General features: G+C 46.0%; 23 protein-coding genes. 10 read left to right on the forward strand and 13 right to left on the reverse strand.

Going from position 1 to position 15,289, the window contains the following annotated elements:
- Positions 1-101 precede the first annotated feature (101 nt).
- From C1N60_RS06210 to C1N60_RS06265, 12 genes are all read right to left on the reverse strand, one after another.
- Entirely contained in the window at positions 102-305 is a 204-nt protein-coding gene (locus tag C1N60_RS06210; RefSeq protein ID WP_394521525.1) for a hypothetical protein, read from the reverse strand.
- Complete coding sequence (locus C1N60_RS06215) at positions 289-537, reverse strand: ANR family transcriptional regulator (protein ID WP_394521526.1); 249 nt, start codon at positions 535-537, stop codon at positions 289-291. The genes C1N60_RS06210 and C1N60_RS06215 overlap by 17 nt, the downstream gene beginning before the upstream one ends.
- Positions 534-893 (reverse strand): host nuclease inhibitor GamL, encoded by a 360-nt coding sequence (gene gamL, locus C1N60_RS06220; protein WP_394521527.1) that lies wholly within the window; start codon positions 891-893, stop codon positions 534-536. The genes C1N60_RS06215 and gamL overlap by 4 nt, the downstream gene beginning before the upstream one ends.
- Positions 890-1,099 carry a hypothetical protein gene (locus C1N60_RS06225; RefSeq protein WP_238561721.1) on the reverse strand — a complete coding sequence of 70 codons (210 nt, stop codon included), beginning with the start codon at positions 1,097-1,099 and terminating at the stop codon, positions 890-892. Before C1N60_RS06225 ends, gamL begins: the two co-directional genes overlap by 4 nt.
- A gap of 124 nt (positions 1,100-1,223) precedes the next feature.
- A complete protein-coding gene (locus C1N60_RS06230) occupies positions 1,224-1,448 on the reverse strand; it encodes a hypothetical protein (RefSeq protein WP_238561722.1) in 225 nt (74 codons plus the stop codon).
- 45 nt (positions 1,449-1,493) lie between these two features.
- Positions 1,494-2,099: a pentapeptide repeat-containing protein gene (locus C1N60_RS06235; RefSeq protein WP_136546049.1), complete on the reverse strand. Its 606-nt coding sequence runs from the start codon at positions 2,097-2,099 to the stop codon at positions 1,494-1,496.
- 52 nt (positions 2,100-2,151) lie between these two features.
- A complete protein-coding gene (locus C1N60_RS06240; protein WP_394521528.1) occupies positions 2,152-2,361 on the reverse strand; it encodes a ParE family toxin-like protein in 210 nt (69 codons plus the stop codon).
- Positions 2,358-2,507 carry a hypothetical protein gene (locus C1N60_RS06245; protein WP_168926254.1) on the reverse strand — a complete coding sequence of 50 codons (150 nt, stop codon included), beginning with the start codon at positions 2,505-2,507 and terminating at the stop codon, positions 2,358-2,360. Before C1N60_RS06245 ends, C1N60_RS06240 begins: the two co-directional genes overlap by 4 nt.
- Before the next feature lie 66 nt (positions 2,508-2,573).
- On the reverse strand, positions 2,574-2,843 hold the full coding sequence (locus tag C1N60_RS06250; protein ID WP_136546053.1) for a hypothetical protein: 270 nt from the start codon (positions 2,841-2,843) through the stop codon (positions 2,574-2,576).
- 55 nt (positions 2,844-2,898) lie between these two features.
- Positions 2,899-3,117: a hypothetical protein gene (locus C1N60_RS06255; RefSeq protein ID WP_136546055.1), complete on the reverse strand. Its 219-nt coding sequence runs from the start codon at positions 3,115-3,117 to the stop codon at positions 2,899-2,901.
- A gap of 297 nt (positions 3,118-3,414) precedes the next feature.
- Positions 3,415-3,741, reverse strand: coding sequence for a four-helix bundle copper-binding protein (locus tag C1N60_RS06260; RefSeq protein ID WP_241799024.1), 327 nt, complete (start codon positions 3,739-3,741; stop codon positions 3,415-3,417).
- Positions 3,742-4,506: 765 nt separating this feature from the next.
- Positions 4,507-5,187: a S24 family peptidase gene (locus tag C1N60_RS06265; RefSeq protein ID WP_394521529.1), complete on the reverse strand. Its 681-nt coding sequence runs from the start codon at positions 5,185-5,187 to the stop codon at positions 4,507-4,509.
- A gap of 117 nt (positions 5,188-5,304) precedes the next feature.
- Between C1N60_RS06265 and C1N60_RS06270 the strand changes: the two genes are divergently transcribed.
- From C1N60_RS06270 to C1N60_RS06310, 9 genes are all read left to right on the forward strand, one after another.
- On the forward strand, positions 5,305-5,526 hold the full coding sequence (locus C1N60_RS06270) for a transcriptional regulator (protein WP_241799022.1): 222 nt from the start codon (positions 5,305-5,307) through the stop codon (positions 5,524-5,526).
- Between the two features lie 37 nt (positions 5,527-5,563).
- The gene (locus C1N60_RS06275) at positions 5,564-6,355 is read left to right on the forward strand and encodes a helix-turn-helix domain-containing protein (RefSeq protein WP_394521530.1); all 792 of its coding nucleotides are present in this window, start codon (positions 5,564-5,566) and stop codon (positions 6,353-6,355) included.
- Positions 6,352-7,071: a replication protein P gene (locus C1N60_RS06280; protein WP_394521531.1), complete on the forward strand. Its 720-nt coding sequence runs from the start codon at positions 6,352-6,354 to the stop codon at positions 7,069-7,071. Before C1N60_RS06275 ends, C1N60_RS06280 begins: the two co-directional genes overlap by 4 nt.
- A 103-nt stretch (positions 7,072-7,174) precedes the next feature.
- Complete coding sequence (locus C1N60_RS06285; RefSeq protein WP_394521532.1) at positions 7,175-7,585, forward strand: ASCH domain-containing protein; 411 nt, start codon at positions 7,175-7,177, stop codon at positions 7,583-7,585.
- 683 nt (positions 7,586-8,268) lie between these two features.
- Positions 8,269-9,303, forward strand: a complete 1,035-nt coding sequence (locus tag C1N60_RS06290; RefSeq protein WP_394521736.1) for a DNA cytosine methyltransferase — start codon at positions 8,269-8,271, stop codon at positions 9,301-9,303.
- Positions 9,304-9,538: 235 nt separating this feature from the next.
- On the forward strand, positions 9,539-10,708 hold the full coding sequence (locus tag C1N60_RS06295; protein WP_394521533.1) for a DUF262 domain-containing protein: 1,170 nt from the start codon (positions 9,539-9,541) through the stop codon (positions 10,706-10,708).
- 17 nt (positions 10,709-10,725) lie between these two features.
- Positions 10,726-11,271 (forward strand): HEPN domain-containing protein, encoded by a 546-nt coding sequence (locus C1N60_RS06300; protein WP_394521534.1) that lies wholly within the window; start codon positions 10,726-10,728, stop codon positions 11,269-11,271.
- Between the two features lie 399 nt (positions 11,272-11,670).
- Positions 11,671-12,786 (forward strand): DNA cytosine methyltransferase, encoded by a 1,116-nt coding sequence (locus C1N60_RS06305; RefSeq protein WP_394521535.1) that lies wholly within the window; start codon positions 11,671-11,673, stop codon positions 12,784-12,786.
- 14 nt (positions 12,787-12,800) lie between these two features.
- Entirely contained in the window at positions 12,801-13,679 is an 879-nt protein-coding gene (locus C1N60_RS06310; RefSeq protein WP_394521536.1) for an NgoMIV family type II restriction endonuclease, read from the forward strand.
- Between the two features lie 186 nt (positions 13,680-13,865).
- Here C1N60_RS06310 and C1N60_RS06315 read toward each other — a convergent pair whose 3' ends face one another.
- Complete coding sequence (locus tag C1N60_RS06315; RefSeq protein ID WP_394521537.1) at positions 13,866-14,561, reverse strand: hypothetical protein; 696 nt, start codon at positions 14,559-14,561, stop codon at positions 13,866-13,868.
- Positions 14,562-14,610: 49 nt separating this feature from the next.
- Here C1N60_RS06315 and C1N60_RS06320 point away from each other — a divergent pair, with 49 nt between their 5' ends.
- Positions 14,611-14,826 (forward strand): hypothetical protein, encoded by a 216-nt coding sequence (locus C1N60_RS06320; RefSeq protein WP_394521538.1) that lies wholly within the window; start codon positions 14,611-14,613, stop codon positions 14,824-14,826.
- Positions 14,827-15,289 lie beyond the last annotated feature (463 nt).

The raw sequence follows: 15,289 nt of genomic DNA on the forward strand, positions 1-15,289 counted from the left end.
ACTGACCAGACCGGTCATCAGACCGGCCCCGATCGCTAGCGCGACCATGTAGATGTACCCTAACTGGCGCATCGATTTAAACCTCCGTTCATGATCGCTTTTCAATGGAATTCCTCCTCTTTGCAGATGCCATCACCTCTCCCTGGCGTTACATCGTCGGCACGGTGGGTCAGTGCCGGATAAAACGCGAAAACGGTGATGCAAATCTGAAATAAAAGCCCTGACGCAATAAGCAGGGTGATGGTCAGAAAGCTCCCGTCAGCGACAGCTGGCTGCTCACAAAGGGGATCAGGAAACCACGTCATGTCTTTCCTCCGCCTGGCTATCAATGCGCCCCCAGTCACGCATCAGCGCGTTATTGCAGAGCGCTGAGCGTTCATTTGCCCACCGGCGATTAGCGTCACGTCGTGCCAGTCCGGCAGCCGCCGTCCATGCCGCTGCGGCAAATCCGTAAGCGCCGGCGTTCTCAGCTTCTGCAGCAATACTGGCCAGCCATACATAAGGCGCGGGCTTCTGCCGGGAAGTGTCTTTATTCATGGTGTCCCCCTTAATGGGCTGGCGGCAACTGGCCTGTTAAGCCGGATGAGACGCCCGGCCGACAGGCCCGGCTGGTGGATGCGTTCAACAGCGCTGAGAGGCGGGTAATTGCGCTGCGCCTGGCCATAAGCCAGTTGCCAGATGAAATACTGATACGCCTCCTCCGCATCGGCCTGTTCACAGCACGCCTTCACTTCGGCGTCCTGCCGCCAGTGACGAAAGCCGGAAAGGTAAGGAGGAAAGCGCTGCAGCAGGCGTGCAGTTTCATCATCAATCCACTGCTCTTTTTTAATAATTTGCTGCTCTTCCTCGCTGAGTTCATGTCGGCGATGTTCCAGCTGGACAAACGGCATCATGGTTTGCCCTCCTGCACCCAAATACGCACAACATGTTTCAGCCCTTTCTTCAGCGCCGGCAGAGGGGGCAGGGGAGGCAATGCGGGGGGCGCGGAAGAGGAAAAGCTTGCGCTGGTCAGAATGTTCTTACGGTCAAACTCAATATCGCGTATGGCGTCAAAAGGGCGAGCAAAAGCGGCATCGCCCCTGATGTGTTGATGCATCATGGGAAATGTTCCTTTGAACAGTCAGTTAACGGTAATGGGTGTCGATACGTCCGGCAGTAAAAAGAAGAGGCAGGGGTGACGCAGGCGTTAAGACTTCGGGAAAAGCCGGTATCTGAGCCCGCCGTTATCCTTCTTCTTCACGACGGGCAGCGCGGGTCGCGTTGAGAATTTGTGCCGGATCGCCGGAGATGCGCGTATGAATCACAAACGTGCCCGTGTGGGTGACGCGGGCATCCGGCGCGGCCATCAGTGCTGCCCTTATCACGCGATCATGCAACCACGCCCGAAAAACACTGGTTTTGATCAGGAGCGTGGCGTGCGTGGGCGTCGCGCTGTATTGAATCTTCATGGCTGTCATTCCTCTGGATGAATAAAAATACCGAAAAGCTGTCAGTCACGGCTGGCAGACCCAGTCAGGCCGTTCACCCACACCGAGATAACAATCGAGAATATCCAGCAAGCGCGGGTAAAAGCTGAGCGCACGTTCCCCATCCATTTTAAGGATGTCCCCGCGGCTGAATGCGCGCCATTGCGCTGGCGTATGCATCTGGCAGCCTGCTTTTACCCAGTCACCGTGGGTGATCTGGATGTCGTAGGTCTCGCCCAGGATTAACCAGGTTTTCTCCGGCAACCTCGTGGTCAGCGTTATCACGCCGCGCAGATCGGTCCCGTTCAGACGGGCATCCCGCAGGTCAGCCACACGCAGATCGGTCGACAGAAACGTTGCATGATTCATCGACGCATGATTGAGCTTTGCGTGAAACAGTGAGGCAAAGGAGAGATTGCACCTGTCCAGGGCTGCATATCGCAGGTTTGCCATTCGCAGTTGGGCGCGCTCGAAATCGGCCCCGTAGAAGAGGGCATGTTCTAGATTGGCCCGGGTCAGATCGGCACCTGCCAGGCACTGACCGCTCAGGTTGAGCCGTTTACCTTCCGCGCCCGCAGTTACAAGCCAGCGTTTATGTTCTTCAAGATGATGGTGTAGTTTGTCCGGTTCCATAATGCGTTTCCTCTCTGGCCGGTATAGCCGGTTGACGAATGACAATGCCGGTTCAGATTTGTTTGTCATAATCGGCGTGGCTGAGTAATTCCCAGCTCCGACCGTTGTTGCGTGAAAGCAGGCGCCATTGCGGGTTAACGCGCAGCGACAGATACTTTTCACGGTAAGTGCGTCTCGCATGGATCTGTCCGGCACGCCACTTTTCGAGCTGCTGTTTTGCGCGCCGGGATATCCTGTCGGGTACATGAGGCTTGGACATCACGGAAACCTCATCTCAGCGGCGCAGGCGGCGGCCAGCCTCTGCACAAACACCCAGGCAACGCCTTCCCCGAAACTGACAATCTGCCGGCTTCTGTTCAAAACGCTGGCGGTGAAGGTGTACCGGCCAGTGCGGATCTGAATAACCATAGAGAACCTCCTTCAGGCATAAAAAAACCGCCACAGCGGGCGGTCTTTAACGTTGTGCTCAGGTGTTCAGCTGCCATGCTGTCCCTTACCTTCATGGGCGATTGCGCAGGAACTGGCAGGACGCAGCTCTGGATAGCGTTCAAAAACGGAGGTTAAGGTGGATACCAGCATCTTATCCAGCGGGCCCATCACGCTTTGACGATACAGGTCTGCTTCCGCCGAACTGACTTTCCCTTCCTGCACCAGGGCATTGATTTGCTGGACTGACGTCGTAAGAGTGTTAAAAACGGCGAGCATGGTCTCTGTCACGTATTGTGCTGCTTCACGGTTCTGCATGATGACCTCCGGGTCAAATGATTACCCTGACGGGCGGGGTTAACGTGGTGACGCATCAGAACTCATGGTGACCCTGATCATCTATCACGATGATACGTGTGGTCCTGATAAACTCAGCCAGATTAGCGCCGGTATGTTGCCAGTGCTCCAGCGCCAGAAGCACATCGCTGCGGGTCTGGCAATGGCAGGCATTCACATATGCCTGAATGTGGGTGAGGGTGAGGCGTTGCATCTCTTCCTGAGACAGTACTTCAGAGGATTTGTTTTTATGCATGGTGTTCTCCGGGTCTGGACGAAAAAAAAGCCGCGTATGCGGCTGTCTTAGCTGTTTACTGGTTCAATCTGAGAAAGGGGCAGGGTTAGCTAATACTGACTAAAAAAATCACTCCGCTTTGTGCTGCGATAATGTTCCGTCTGCCTCCTTTACTGTCCTCTGTTATTTTTATTTACGTGCCTGTGATTTTTATCTGTGAATGTCTACGCAAATGCTTCTGACATGGCACAGAACAGGCGTCAGCTGCTCGCATTAAAAACTCGCCGAAGCGGGTTATATTAAGTGAGCGGTTTTCCTTTAAGCGGCCATCTGACGGCACTGTTCAGCACAGTGGTGGCAGGCTTTTGAGCACGCCTGACAATGGTCATGCTGATGCTTACCGCACTCGTCACCGCATTTCTGGCAAATTTCAGCGCATAACTGACATAGCTGTTTAGCTGACTCACTTTTAAGAGCCATAAACTGCGCGGCGAGCCGACAGGTATTCGCACATTGCATGTCCATCCTGATGCACTCACGCATCATTTCCAGATTTTTTTCTTCCAGGCATGATGCCGCACAGTTATCACAGGCCGCAGCACACAGATAACAGGCTTCGATGCATTTTTTATACTGCTCTGACATATTTCCTCCTGGTCTTGGACTATCTGTTAAGCCTGGAAAAAATCCCTGATTATGCAAATGTGGAATTAATTAATAACTTTTTCAGCACTTTGTTTATCTGACAATGTGTGTAGCATCCTTTCGGACTCTGCGATGGCCGGCACGGTAAAAAGCCACACCTGACAGGCATATGCCCCTGTCAACTTCACCAAGGTTGTACCTGGAAGCGCCGGCCAGGATCTGTTTGTGGTACTCCGTTTCCGTCTCCACTGCCTTCCTGATGCGATCGGTGAATGCTCGCCTGCAATTGTTTTCAGCACAGCTGAGTTCCGTATTCCTTGCTGGTGGTTCCCATCCCAGCTCTGCAGCCAGAATCATTTCAATCCTTCGGCACTCAATGGCTTCAACCATACGACGCCTATGTCGGCGTGTTCTGGCGTTGTCTTTCATTACAGGTTTAACAGATCTGCCATAGCTGATATTTGCCATACATCCCCCCGTTAAGTTACTGGCTGCACAGTCGCAACAATGCACTCAGTAACCTTATGTTCGGTGCGTTCTCGGCACCTGCCGTAGAGCTTCCCGCTCGTTGTTAAAGATCACTTAGCTTAAAGCTGTAAAGCTAAAGTGAACCAACCTTATCGCTAAGATAAATATCTGTCAATATCAAATTGATAAATATGAATTGTAATGTTTATCATTTTGAAGTCATTGGTTTTTTTGACAAAAAACCCGCTCAGTGCGGGTTAGGAATGAAACTATTAGTTAGGCGGGACGGTCAGGAAGTCAGCAGGATGGATCCAAATGCTCAAAAAAACGCGTGTGCTTTAAAATGGCAGCAACATACTGCACCTGCTCAATTTCACTCGCATCTAGCGTTATTGGGCGGTGCTCATTATTGATGCTTGTTAAGAGATAAGAGCCATCTCTGGTTTTATTGTATATTTTTATCATGTTGCGGCCGTCTTTGGTTCTTACAAACACCTCGTCCCCGACTTGTACAGGCGTGTTTGGCTCTATAACGACAAACTCACCCGATTGAATTCTCGGCCACATACTGTCGCCTTTTACCCTCAAACCAAAAGCCTCTTTATCCTGACTGCAGATGCATAACCATCCACCTGGTTGCTCGATCATATCGACAGAACCATCAGTGCCAAGCCACGCTTCGCCAGCAACTTTGACAAAACCATTCACGGGTCTGCCTGCAATCTCCAGTTCATCCACTTCAGCGCTTTTGGAATGAAGACTGTCCAGCCATCCTGTTGGAAGCTCGAGGCCAGTCTCTATTCGCCGTGCAAGCCTGTCGCCAATTTTTCTGAAAGCATCGTTTCCTAGCACCTGACTGAGTTGAGCGGGATTGAGACCGCACATCTCTGCAAAGGATGCTTTAGTAGCTTCTGGCTGCTTCATATGCTCTTCAAGAAGCTGCGACAGGTTCAGTTTTCTGATTTCTTTATTTTCCATCCCGGAATTCTCACATGATTTATCCATATGATAAATGCTCATAATGATAAATCGCATTGCATGTTATTTATCTATTTGATAACGTCTGGTTGCTCATTTACTCAGGAGGGACAAGTTATGAGTAACGACCTTTTGCGCTGGCGTAAAGAGGCCAGCAAAGAAGAATGGGCTTTACTGGCCGAAAAAGCCAACACAACAGTGGGGTATTTGGATCTGCTTGCGTATGGCTTTCGAAGGGCTTCGCCTATGAAAGCCCAAAAGATAGAGAATGCTTCCTTAGAGTTTGTACCTCGTAAACCTGTAACCAAAGAAAGTCTGGTTTTCTATTCACGCGATTAATCGTGAACATCGAGACACCATTCGAAACGGAGCTGTTATGAGCATGACACTTATGGCTCAAGCGATGAGCATCAAAGTCGGAAATCCCATCCGAAAACTGGTGTTGATTAAGCTTGCAGACAATGCAAATGACAAAGGTGAATGCTGGCCTTCCTATCAACATATCGCTGATCAGTGTGAGATTGGCCGATCCACGGTTAAAAGCCATATCAAAGCGCTGGAAGATATGGGCCTGGTTCGCCGGGAGTTCCGTAAAAATGGTGTGTTAAACCAGTCTAACCTGTTTCACATCACCCTGGATAAACCGGTGGAAATCGTTTCAAAGGGAAATTCAGTCAGGGAAAAACGGAAAGAAACTGGTGGGTCAGATGCTGACCGGGGTGGGGCAGGAGATGCCCGGGGGGTAGGTCAGGAGATGACCGGGGGTGGGTCAGGAGCTGCCCGGGGGGGTGGGGCAGCTCCTGACCCCATAACCAGTCACTCTTTTGAACCAGTCAATGAACCTAAATACATAACACCCGTTGCTGACGCAACGAATGCGGAATTTATACCGCGATCGCGATACGCCTTCGAAGGCAACATCGTGAAGCTCAACCACGCGGATTTCACATCGTGGCAGAAGCTCTATGCAAACGTGGATCTGGTTTACGAGCTGCGGAAACTTGATATCGAGTTCACGCATGAAAAACCCAGGAACTGGTTTATCACAGCCAGCCAGAAACTCAGCTACCAGAACAAACAGGGCGCCTGGCGCGGCCAGCCATTGGCGGGCGTTGTAAACCAGCCCCACTGGAACGATCTCAGCGAGTGGGAGAATAATTTCATATGACGCATCGTGAAGCCGTTTTCGATGATCTGCTGCAAAGCAAAGTGCCAGGAACGGAGGGGAGCAGCGCGCAGCCTGACAATCGCGGTTTTAGCTCAGCCATTGAGCAGCTGGTGGACATGCTCTTCAGCGCGCTTAAGCTGGTCTTCCCTGCGTCCATCAGCACAACGCTGAAAGCCCCTCGTGACGAAGCCGCAGCGAAGCGTCAGTGGGTGGCAGCATTCGCCGAAAACGGCATCACATCCAGACAGCAAATATCGGCTGGCATGAAACGAGCGCGTGCCAGCGGTTCCCCGTTCTGGCCATCCCCAGGACAGTTCATCAGCTGGTGCAAAGAGGGTGAAAGTGGCGCTGCAGGCTTACCGGATGAAAATGCGCTGTATGACATGGTCATGCGCTACAGTGCACGACGCGGCTTGTATCGCTCCCCGGAAGTCTATCCATGGCAGGCTAATGCGCACTACTGGATGGTGACGAACCTGTACAGCCAGATGCGCTTAAAAGGTCTCAGCGAATCAGAGTTGCGTGGAAAATGCCGCACCGAACTCCATAAGATGGCCAAACGGATTTTGGCAGGCGAATACATCCCGCCGCCACGCCCTCAGGTTGAAAAGCTACATGTGCCCGTAAACAGCGAAACTGCGCTTGCACATATTGGGCAGATGAAGGCGCTGCTTAAAGCAAATGCTACAAAGCAAAAAGGTGACATGTCGGCATGATTGGGCAGCAAATCCACTTTCAATGAGCACGCATCGCTGATACTGTCCGAACAGTTCATGTAAAACCCATTTAGCATTCATCTACGGTCAGGAAGGACCCTTAATGGTTACGGTTGAAGAATTGAAAGTTAAGTATCCAGGTGCTGAGGCTAGCCAAATGGGTGACAGTCCGGCGTTGGCGAGCGAGCTCGCAGCACTGATTAAAAACGGGATGAAAACGGTCTCCTGCGGAGCGTTTACCTCATACCAGAACGAAAAGTCTGCGCCAAAGATTGGGAGCTATACCATTATCCTTAATGGTCAGAACGTTCCGGTCTGCGTCACACGGCTGATATCAATGCGACTGGTGCGTTTTTGTGATGTTACTGTCGAACTCGCCCGCAAGGAAGGAGAGGGAGACTTAAGCCTGGAATACTGGCAAAAAGAACATAAGCGGTTTTTTTCTAATGAAGGAAATTTTTCTAACGATATGGAGCTAATTGCAGAAGAGTTTCATCTGATTGAAGTTTTATAAGTCACAGTGAATAATTTTGCTTTTGGATTCCCGGCCTTATGAGTAACCCCCTTTATAAATAGGTTGTCTGAAGAAAGTCAATATTTTTAGAACTTACATCAAATGTCTAGTTTGGCTTTGAGTTAAAAATGAAGAAAATAATGACTATCAAACAGCTATGGCAGTTACAAATAACATAATCGGTCAGTAGCCATTAGCCATCACCCGCGCTAAACAAAATTGAAAATGCATTTCGCCTATACGCCGGACCTATAGGTAAAGGCGCGTGCAACTAATAAGCAGATAGCTTCTGATGATAATTAAAGACCTATGCGGAGTGGGATAATGCACGCCTGATCATGCTGAGTGCCAACACGTGACTGAGAGTTAAAGGAGGGTTACTGAATCATTACAAAGCCAGCGAGCTTACTGGCCAAGGGCCCATGGACCGACTAACGATTGATGATAATATGTATGGCGATTTTGACTGATAGAACTACAGCTTTAAGATGAGTCTTGTATGCATCATCAAGTGATGCAATGATAGTTGGATCACAACTGAAAACCTCGAAACGGTGGAGTGTGAGTAGTGGTAAATCATAATCAAATCATGTGCTTGTTAACTTATTGAATCAGTGTTATTCATTCGTTCAGTTCTGACTGAACAACTGTTATTATATTCAGTAATTTGTGATTTGAGTAAAGTGACAATGCGTACAATTGAAATGTGTGCCGGAGCAGGTGGCCAAGCTTTAGGGTTGCATAATGCAGGATTTGAACATAGCGTACTTATCGAAATCGATAAGTATGCTTGTGCTACTTTAAGACATAATAATGAAGCTTTAGGCTTGAACTGGGGACCGGTCTTACACGAAGACCTAAAAAAATTCGCAGAAGAAGAAGCATATAAATATGCAGGAAAAATAGACTTAGTTGCTGGTGGAGTTCCTTGTCCTCCTTTCAGCAAAGCTGGCCTTCAACTGGGTGAAGACGATGAAAGAGACCTTTTTCCTGCAGCATTGCAAATTGTCTCAAATGTTATGCCTACAGCGGTAATGATTGAAAATGTAGCAGGACTTCTTGATCAAAAGTTTACAAGTTACAGAGAATCCATCATATCAAAACTTAAAGAAATGGGTTACAAGTCTGAATGGCGAATATTACAAGCTAGTGATTTTGGAGTGCCTCAACTTCGACCTAGAGCAATACTTATAGCTTTTAAAGAGTCAGTCTTTGATCTGTTTAAATGGCCAACACCTACAGTTTTAAAACCACTTACTGTAGGTGAAGCTTTGCATGATTTGATGTCTTCTAAGGGATGGCAAGGAGCAGATGTATGGAAAACTCTTGCTAATACAGTTGCGCCAACTTTAGTTGGTGGGTCAAAAAAACATGGTGGGCCTGATTTAGGGCCTACCCGGGCAAAAAAACAATGGCAAACCATCAATATTTATGCTCATCGAGTAGGCAACGATGATGAAATTCCCGGTCCGGAATTTCAGGGAGTTCTGCTACGGGACGGTACTGTTAAGCCGGGGTTTGAAGGTATGCCTCTGCTCAACGTACGAATGGCCGCTCGAATTCAAGGGTTCCCTGATGAGTGGACATTTGTTGGGTCAAAAACTCATGCATATCGTCAGGTAGGCAATGCTTTTCCTCCACCGGTCGCTCAGGCAGTTGGCGAAAGTATTAGAAAAGTAATTTTGTCATTAAATAGTAATGAAGATATTGCTTTGTAATAGAAGTTTTTTATTCTGTATGGCATAGTTAGTCACCGGCTTTTCAAAGCCGGTGGCTGACTTAATTCCGATGACCAAATTTAGGGAAGCTGATTATATTGGTTGTCATTTCTTCTAATTTCGGAATGTTGTATAAAAATCATAAGTGTAATTTAGGATGAATATTTAATCTGTGTGCTATTCGATATTGCTTAAATACCTAATGGCTTTTTTTTAGATAATAAAGAGGTGTTGAATGTCAAATGTAGAAAAAAACTGGTTCTTTGATGATTTCGATGAAGATGATGAGCTTCAAATCGATGAATATGACATTAGTTCTGCCCCTAATGACTTCAATGTTATGACATTATTCAATTTCATTCAGTCAGGTTCTATCAAAATTCCAGGCTTTCAAAGAAATTTTGTTTGGGACATAAAAAAATCCTCAAAGCTGATTGAGTCTTTGATTCTTGGTTTGCCAGTGCCCCAGCTTTTTATTTATGAGCAAGGGAGAAATAACTTTCTTGTTATAGATGGCCAGCAACGCCTCATGTCTGTTTATTATTTTATTAAACAAAGATTCCCAAAAAAAGAAAAGAGGGCAGAGTTAAGGCAAATATTCGAGGCGAATAACGGTATACCTGAAGATATACTTTATAATGATGATTACTTCCAGCGATTTAATCTGTCTCTTCCCACAGGTTTGGTTGATCGTGTGAACCCTTTTCATGGGAAAAATTATGCAACTTTAGCTGACTATAAGACGCAATTTGATCTTAGGCCATTAAGAATTATAATAATAAAACAAAATACTCCAGAGGGTGATGACTCCTCTATGTACGAAATATTTAATAGGCTAAATAGTGGTGGTGCAAATCTTAAGCCGCAGGAAATTAGAACTAGCATGTATCATTCATATTTCTATGAGGTAATACAAGATATCAATAAATTGCCTGAATGGCGTTCAATCTTGGGGTTGCCAACATTAGATATTAACATGAAAGATAACGAAATTCTTCTGCGTTGTATCGCTATGCTTATTGATTTTCAATCATATCGTTCCTCGATGACGAAGTTCCTTAATCAGTTTTCGAATAAAATGAAAAAAGCGGATAAAGGTAGTGTCGACTTCGTTAAAGAGATTTTTTATAGCTTTTTAGAAGCCTGTTCAGAATTACCTGATAAGATTTTTTACTCAAGAGGTGGTAACAGATTTAACATTGCTCTTTTTGAGTCAGTTTTTCGTTCAGTATGCCTGCCATATTTCGAATCGAAATCGTTAGTTGATTATAAAATTGATAATGAAAAAATTGAGAGGCTGAAAATCGATGAGTCATTCGTTGATGCTTCGTCGGAAGGTACAGCCAAAAAGAGTAATATTGAAAGAAGATTTGAAGTAGCTGACTCTATCTTTGGTAAAGAATAAAGCCTGAGGGACTTGTTATGAGTGAAACTATTGTTGACACTTTACATGCCGAGTTCTCGACTTTAATAGGGTTTCTCAATGAAAGTAATGAAATATCGTTCCAAAACCTAGTAAATGATAATTTTAGAAAATCTCTTTTATTATCTTCTGCAAGCTATTTTGAGACCGTGCTGAGTGAGTGCGTTTATCAATTTGTAGTAGATTGCACATATGAGAAACATGTTATTGCATTTATGATAAGGCGTAACGTTATTGAGAGAAAATATCATACATGGTTTAATTGGGGTAAGGCAAATAATGCCAACTCTTTTTTTGCTCTTTTTGGGGATGAATTTTCGACATATGCGCAAAAATTTGTTAAGGAGAATGAGTATATATCAGATTCAATAAGAGCATTTCTTGATATAGGTACTAATAGAAATAGGTTGGTTCATCAAAATTTCGCAAGCTTTTCACTAGATCAGACTGCCGAAGAAATCTATGATAATTATAAGTCTGCGAAACATTTTGTTGAATGGTTTCCCGGTTTCTTAAAGCAATTCAATGATGCAGATAGAAATTAGCGATTTACCACGTCTTGTTTGAATGCTTGGCTCGGATTGTTATACCAAGAGTTGTTTTTAAAAGAACAGCTCTTTTTCAAATGTAACTCCTTAATTGACTTGCTGAAGATTTACTTAAGGTACTGCTGACTGAAGAATGAATGAATATTATATCATTTTGTCTTGATGGTGTCGGGTGTATTTGTGTGGTTAATTTGAATTGGTATTTATTGGTTAGGGGCTTTGATTTGTAATTTTTTAACCTTCTAATATGGTTTTATTGCAAGTTGTTTTTTTTGTGGCATGCAAACTACAAATGATTTTTGCATCTATTTGCGCTCAAGTATTGATTAATAAAGTCTATTCAAAAAAATCTTGATTTGTGATAAGTTAGTTCATGGTTATGAGAACGGTTAAAAAATGTCAATAAAATATAAGATTATAGATTTATTTTGTGGTGCAGGAGGGTTATCTGCCGGTTTTTGTCATGGGGAGATGTCAGAGCATTTCGAAAGCATTCTCGCCATAGATAATGATGCTGCTGCCATCAAGACTTATAACGCAAACTTCAACTCACATGGCATTAAAGCCAATATTGAGGAATGGAATGCTTTTTATGAGGTTCCGTTTGCCGATATCGTGATCGGAGGACCACCATGCCAGGGATTCAGCCTCCTCAACAAAAACAGGAAAGGGGATCACCGCCGAGCCCTCTGGGAACCCTACATGGACATCATTCAACTCTCCGGCGCTAGTATGTTTGTAATGGAGAATGTTCCAGGCCTCCTTAAAAGCGATGAGTTTGCAGATATTACTTCCAGAGCTGAGTCAATGGGATTCATACTTCTGAATCCGCAAGTGCTTAACACCGCTGATTATGGTGTGCCTCAAACCAGGAAAAGAATCATAGTTGTGGGCATCAAACGAGTAATGTTCGACTTGGATAACATTCCGGCCTTCCCGCCAGTACCTACCCATCAAGCACCTGAGAAAGCTGGGGTGCTTCCTCAGTGGATTTCTACCCGAGAGGCAATTGGTGATCTCCCCGAGCCAGTTGGAACTGAAATTCGTGACGAAATGCCGCCACTAAATCTTCATTTTGGCCGCAATCCTACCGAGATCTCTAAAGAGCGTTATCAGGCTGTCCCGCCTGGTGGCAATCGTTTCGATCTGCAGAAAAACCGTCCCGATTTGACTCCTGCCTGCTGGGTTAAAAAAACATCAGGTGGAACTGATTTGTTCGGGCGTCTCTGGTGGGAAAGACCCTCTGTGACTATACGTACAGAATTCTTCAAGCCCGAAAAAGGGCGTTATCTACATCCTGACCAGCATCGTCCCATTACGCACCGTGAAGCAGCAAGGTTAATGTCTTTCCCTGATGATTTTGTGTTTTTAGGCTCGAAAACTGAAGTGGCACGCCAGATTGGGAATGCTGTTCCTCCACTTTTTGCTAAGAAAATTGCGGAATACGTTCTTGATGTGATGCGCGTAAAGAAAGAAAATGAGTCATCCGCCAAGAAAAAAAGCGCTGCTTAAGAAGGTAAACGTTTATGGACGAACTCAACGCAGAAAGTGCTGCAGCTTTCGCTGAAGCTCGCAGAGAATTTCATGCAGAACTGCTCCTGGCTACATTGACCACTAATGCAGCAGGTGTAGTAAGCAATGCCGACGGTAACAACAACACCAGTAAGGCGATAGCGCGTGAAATTGCAAGGCTACTACGGGCTGAGACCATTGGTGAAAGGATTGCTGGTCAAACCTCAGGTAATCAGTTCGAAAGCATTTGCGCGCAGTTTGTTGAAAAAACCTTCCTGAAACTTGGCCACCTGCGTCCAGGCAAATGGAAGGTACAGCAAGTATCCGGACGTAATCGCCTGGAAATAGCGAAATATGAGCAATATGCCCATCTTATAGCTTTAGATAAAGCTGCCCGAAGTGATGCTCAACTTGCCGCTGCGTTGGGAAGCGACTATACAATTACACCTGATATCGTTGTTGCTCGTGAGCCTGAGCATGATAGTGTCATCAACAAGCCTGAACTTATCGTAGATAATTCAGTGACTCTGATGTCAGGCCTTCGCAATTCAAATGGCGGTAAACCGTTATTACATGCAAGCATTTCATGTAAATGGACAATAAGAAGCGATCGCGCACAGAACGCGCGCTCTGAAGCGCTCAATCTGATGAGAAACAGGAAGGGCACTCTTCCACATATCATGGTAGTGACCGCAGAACCGACCCCAAGCAGGCTCGCCTCTATTGCCTTGGGTACTGGTGATATAGATTGTGTCTACCACTTCGCTCTTTATGAACTTCAAAAAGCTGTTGAGCTTCTAGGTTTGCATGACGCCGCAGATATGTTGGCAGTCATGGTCGATGGGAAGAGGCTCAAAGATATTTCTGATTTGCCCCTTGATTTAGCAATTTGAGCATATAGAAGCAAATCAAGCCGTTATATCTATTTAAGATTTTTAAAATATATCTTCAGCCCCTGTAAGCACAAATAAGCCTCTTCGAGGGACATGCATTATGGAAACTTTCATTCCCATAATTCATGCCTTCTTATCTTTACGACTGGGACAAACGGGAGCTCTTGCGCTTAATGTGGCGCATTGTCAGGAGTAAAAGTTTGCTCTTGCACGCACGAATGCCAGAAATTGCTCAATGTCAGTATGCTGGTAGCCCAGCAGGCGGCCGACCAGTCTGATGCGATGCTCATTGAAAGGGTCTGCATCCTTACTGAGTTCATATTTGAGTTCTGTGGCGCTGATTTCAAAGCCGGGCAAATAATAAATTCGGCCCAGTCCGTCTTTGTAATCAACATGTTTCATCTCCAGACCTAACGGGTTTGTGATGAATTCGACAGGAACGAAGTACTCAAAGTATGCCACGCTCTTCAGTTTCTTCTGCATCAGTGCGTACTCAATGCCTTCATGCGGATCGATTCCCGTGGGGACAGAATAGCCGGTACATTTTTGCGGACTGATCGTACCGACCGCTTTTTCACTGGAAGTCTTCTCATCAACCCCGCGCCAGCCTGCCGCCAGAAAGCTCACGTAATTGCGGTCGAAGTCGTCGAAGATATTGCTAATTTTTTGCGCCTCCTCCTCAGCGCCGGGGCGAAAGAAAATCATGCCATAACCAGAGGCTATCGGTATGGCGCGCAAATCAATTCCTTTGGGGTTAACAAGGAATATCAGAGGTATCGCGCCGGTGTATACCACACAGTTGATTTTCCTCTCGGCTATACTCGCATATTTGATCTCCTCAATGGTGGGGAAATCAGAACTGCCGGTAACATGATTATTCATGGCTATCACCTTAGTGCAAGGGCAGACGACACGCGTCCGCCAAAAGTAAATGGATTTATTCTTCCCCAAAAAGGGTGTCAAGGATGAGGTTATTCATCGCAATGTTAATAAATATTCCCATGACCATAATGAAGTTGGTGCCGCCAGGATAGAGATGGCACAAACGCAAAGTGACATCAAATATCGTGTAAAAGGTCGAGGCAATTATCCAGGCCCGGATGAAAAAATCGCACGGCTCCTCCTGTCTTTTTGTCGGCGTTATTGACGCAACAGCCTAAAAAAACTCCCTCACAAACACTGTGAGGGAGGCACAGGCTAAGTGTTTAAGGCGCTGTCTCTTTTCCCGGACATTGGCCTGACGTTTGCCATTAAGGCGGGGCCTATCTTATCCATCTCGCGATTAATTAAAAGTCCTGTGAGGTATTTTCCGTGTAACTTTAGATATTAGGTTGTTTCATGGTGTGAAATAGTCAAAAGTAAATCCGAAAAATACATCTTTCAGATTAATTTTTTTATAAAGCACTCCAAAAAAACTAAAAATACTGATTTGATAAACTTATCTGAAAAATGGTGAATAAAATTGAGCCCTGTCAATCCGGAATAAGTGAGGAGGAGTGATATCAGGAGGAAGGGGGTTAACTACGGCGCTGGGAATTAGAGCTGCGATTTAAACGTGTACAGGCTAATTCGTGCACTGCAGGCGATAAAGGGTGCGCTGTCAGTTTGCT

The organism is Pantoea sp. SGAir0184, assembly GCF_043544755.1.